Here is a 4248-nt window from a genome sequence, read left to right on the forward strand (position 1 = left end):
GCTTCATTTCGACGAGGCAGCAGCGCATGAACACCACCGCCTTACCGCACGACTCCATCGATACGTTCATCATCCGGCAATTGCCCGCCTGGCTGACCGCCGCCTCCACCGAGCACCTGCTCAGGCTGCAGCGTTGCCTGGTGCAGCAGCAGCGGGTCCGGCAACGCCTGCATGCGGTGATGGCCCAGGTCATCCCGCTCGACGTGTTCGCCGCGCCCCGGCTGGCCGCCGCGATCGCGTCGCAGGCTGACCTGAATCTGGATGTGCGCAGCGCGGTGCTGCAGCGGGTGACTACCGTGCACATTCCCTCCTTTACCGCCGGTGTGCCGTCGGGCTTCGTCAGCGAAACCTCCCGGCAGAGCCTGTTGGCCGCGGCCCTTCACAACTTCGCCATCGAAGAAACGCGTCACGAGGCCTACGCGCAGGGCTCGATGCTGCTCGATGCCAGCGGCGCGCCGCTGTCCCTGACACCACCGGCCTTTGCCGCGCTCTGCCGGACGCTGGACCTGGGCGGGCATTACCGCAGCCACCTGCAGAGCGTGCTGTCACCTTCGGGCGAGGCGGGCAGCGCGCTGCACGCGCTGGTCGAGGAAGGGCACCGCGCGGCCATGGAAGCGGCCGTGCGGTTGGCGGCGATCAAAGGCGAAATCGACGAGCGCAGCTACCGGCAGTTGCTGCCCGTCATCGCATCCAGGCCGGTCGTGCCGTCCGACACGGCGCAACTGCACGCGCACGAGATCCGCCTGTTGGGCAAGCAGGCCATCGGCGTGGTGGCGTTCGGGGTGCGGAATGCGGCCTCATCTTCTTTGGAGGGGGTGATCGCCTGGATTCCCGACGACCCCCATGGCGCTCTGAGCCGCTTCGACAGTTGGGAGCAGCTCTACCAGCACATTGCCGCTCGCCTGCGCCTGCCCGGCTATGCCGCGTTCTTCCAGCGCTTCATCAGCGAGCGGGACCGCGCGGCCTTTACCCAGGGCGTCGCCCAGCAGCTGGCGCAAGCTCCCGCCGCCGTCGAGCTGGACGGCCGGGCGTTTGCAGTGGAGGGGCGGCTGTTCGAGCACTTGCGGCGCGGGCAGCTGGACAAGATCCTGGAGGATGGACGGCTGCTCGCTGTGCCGACTGCTGACGAGGACCGCGATGAACGTGACCGGCGCTTGAAGGGGTACCTGGCCGCTGGCCTGGACCTGCTAGGGCTCGCGGCGTTTTTCGTGCCCGGCCTTGGCCTGCCCTTGTTGGGCATTGCCGCCAGCCAGGTTGCCGACGAGGTCTATGAAGGCTACCACTCCTGGCAGCTGGGTGACCGCGAGGCCGCGCTCGGGCATCTGTTCGCCGTCGCGCAGACGGTGGTGTCCACGGCGGTGACCGGCGGGGCTGGGGTGGCGGCGGGCAAGGTGCTGGAGCGCGTGGCCTATGTCGATGGACTCACCCCGGTCAGTACCCCGAAGGGGGCATTGCGGCTCAGCGCTGCGCGCGGCGCGGAACAGGCACGGCACTGGTCGGGTAGCAGCGCCTTGCTGCGTCCGCTGGACAGCGCCCTGGCCGAGGTGTCCGATGACCTGGCCGAACAGCTGCTGGCGATCACCGGGCTGGATCAGGACCGTCTGCGCCGCCTGCACCTGGAGCAGGCACCCGCGCCAGCCCGCCTGCTTGACGTTCTGCAGCGCCACCGCCTGCATGAGCAAGCCCCGGCCTTGCACGGCGAAGCGTTCGAGACGCGCCTGGCCCAGCTGCAGTTGCCGTCTTCTGAAGCCGAGGCCGTGCTGATGCGCGACTTTTCGGGGCTGTCGGCGCGCTGCGCACGCGAAATCGTCAGTCAGTCCAATGGTCAGCAATTGCAGACGGTCATCGAGCAGTCGCGTGTGCCGCTGGCACTGGCCGAACGCGTACGCTGGGCGCGGCATGACAGTCGTCTGGACCGTGCGCTGGCCGGGCTGCACCGGGGTTGGGCGATGAATCCCGACATCGAGCGATTGGCACTTGGCGTGCTGGAGCAGTGGCAGCCTTGGCCGGAGACGGTACGCGTGGAGTTGCGCGAGACTACGGTGGACGGTGCACTCATCGCTCATACGCAGGCCTCGACGGCCAGCGATATCAGGCAGATCGTCCGCGGTGGCGAAGGCTACGGCGTTGTCGATGGCGTGGGTGTCGCCACGCCCAGCGAGGGGCTCTTCGAAGCGTTGCTGCTGTGCCTGGATGACGCGCAAAAGCGTCGGCTGGGTGACAGCGCGCAGTCGCCCCAGGCACTGGGCGAGGCGCTGGCGAGGCGAGCCTCACGTCAGCGTGAGCAACTGCCCGCCATGCTCGGCATGACGCAGCCGGCCAGCGGCATACGGCCTCCCGTGCGGCTGGGTGACGGCCGTGTGGGCTACCCCCTGAGCGGGCGCCCCGAGGGCAACCGGCAGGCGATCAGGCGGTGGCTGCACCGGCTCTATCCTACCTACACCGATCATCAGCTGGACCGTTACATGGACCTGCAGGTACGCCAAGGGAATGATCTGTGGGAGCACTGCCGGAACGTCCAGCAGCAGTTGAGCAGCCTGCAATCCACGCTGGATGCCTGGCTGCGCGAGCCGGTAGGGCTGCTGCGGCGCCTGCGCCGCAGCACGGTGGCCAGGCAGATCCGCCGGGCGTGGCGGCGCAAGTTGAGCGATATGCAGGGCAATCATGCCCTGATGATCCAGGGCGAGGATGTCGGCAGCCTGCCGCGGTTTGCCAGCGAGGTGGATTTCAGCCACATCATCCATCTGACATTGCGTGGCATGCGCCTTGAGAGTCTGGAGCAGGACTGGCTGAGAATGTTCAGCGGCGTGAGCCGGCTCGACCTGCGGGACAATCAGTTCACGGCGCTGCCCGTCGGGCTCGAGCAACTGGCGCGGCTGACCGTGCTGCGCCTGGATGGCAACCGCATCGTGCTGGACGGCGAGGCCAATACCCGGCTGGGCGCCCTGCGGCAATTGCGTGAGCTGGACCTTGGCGGCAACCCGGTGACACTGCCCCCGCGCGTGGACAGCCTGGTGCATTTGCGCCGCCTGTCGCTGCGTTCGACCGGATTGCAGGCCCTGCCGGCGCAGGTGCTCGAGCATCCGCGACTGGAAATCGTCGATCTGCGTGACAATCTCATCCAGACGCTGCCCGAGCACTTGCCAGATGTACAGCGGCGGCGCCTGCGCAGCCTGGTGCTGCATGACAATCCACTGGACAGCGCAAGCGCCGAACGCTTGCGCCAGTTCATGGCGGCCGACAACGGCTCGCCCGCCAGGCCAGCGCAGCATGCCGAGGCCGACGACCCGGCGCGGGAGCGCTGGCTAAGCGGCTTCGACCAGCACGAGCGCGAGGCGCGACGCCGCGACTGGGCGCGGCTGCAGGCGGAGGAGGGGGGCGGAGATTTCTTTCGCTTCCTGGCAGACCTGAGCACCACGGCCGAGTACCGCGTGCAAACCGAGTACCTGCAACTGCGTGTGTGGGAGATCCTCGAAACCTGCCTGTACAACACCGAGACCCGCGATGCGGTGTTTCAGCTGGCGGCCGAGCCGCGCGGCTGCATCGACCAGTTGCTGCTGATCCTCAGCTCGATCGAGGTGCGTGTGCAAGTCGTGCAACTGACCGCCGGGCTGTACGGGTTGCATGCCGAACGACCGCTGCTGCGGCTGGGCCGCTCGCTGTTCCGCCTGGATGAAGTCAATCGAATCGCTGCGCAGTACATCAATGAGCTCGAAAGGGATGGCATCTCGCAGGTGGACGACGTCGAGGTCTACCTGGCCTATCGGATTGGCCTCGCCGGCCCGCTGGATCTGCCCCGGCAACCGCGCTACATGTATTTCGAGCAGTACAGCCTGGTGTCCAAGGCGCTGCTGCGCAATGCCGAGGAGGCGATTCTGAGGGGCGAAACCCGCGCCGCATTGAGCCGCTCGCTCGCGGCACGCGACTTCTGGGTGGAGTTCCTGCATGACACCCAGCCCGAAGCGTTCGACGCCATGAGCACGCCGTTCCATGAGCAACTCGAAACACTCACCGAGCAGGCTGCTTCGATGAGCGAGCAGGCCTATCTGGAGCAGGTGGACAGCATCGCGCAGGCGCGCGCGGCCGCGGAACGCATCCTGATCCTGAAGCTGAGCCGGCATGCCTACGACCGGCATCCGGATCTCTAGGGGCTCAAACGAACCGGCCCGCCATGAAGGCGGGCCGGTGCGGGAAGCCAGGCGACGATCAGCGGCGACGGAACAGCGGCAGCGGCTCGTCGGCGGCGGC

At 67.6% G+C, this 4248-nt stretch carries 1 protein-coding gene; it reads left to right on the forward strand.

The features are described 5' to 3' along the window. Nucleotides 1-26: 26 nt before the first annotated feature. Nucleotides 27-4148, forward strand: coding sequence for an NEL-type E3 ubiquitin ligase domain-containing protein (locus VJS90_RS05940; RefSeq protein WP_324119996.1), 4122 nt, complete (start codon nt 27-29; stop codon nt 4146-4148). Nucleotides 4149-4248 lie beyond the last annotated feature (100 nt).

The sequence above is a fragment of the Pseudomonas sp. genome (genome assembly GCF_035277045.1).
In the GTDB taxonomy this organism is placed as follows: Bacteria; Pseudomonadota; Gammaproteobacteria; order Pseudomonadales; family Pseudomonadaceae; genus Aquipseudomonas.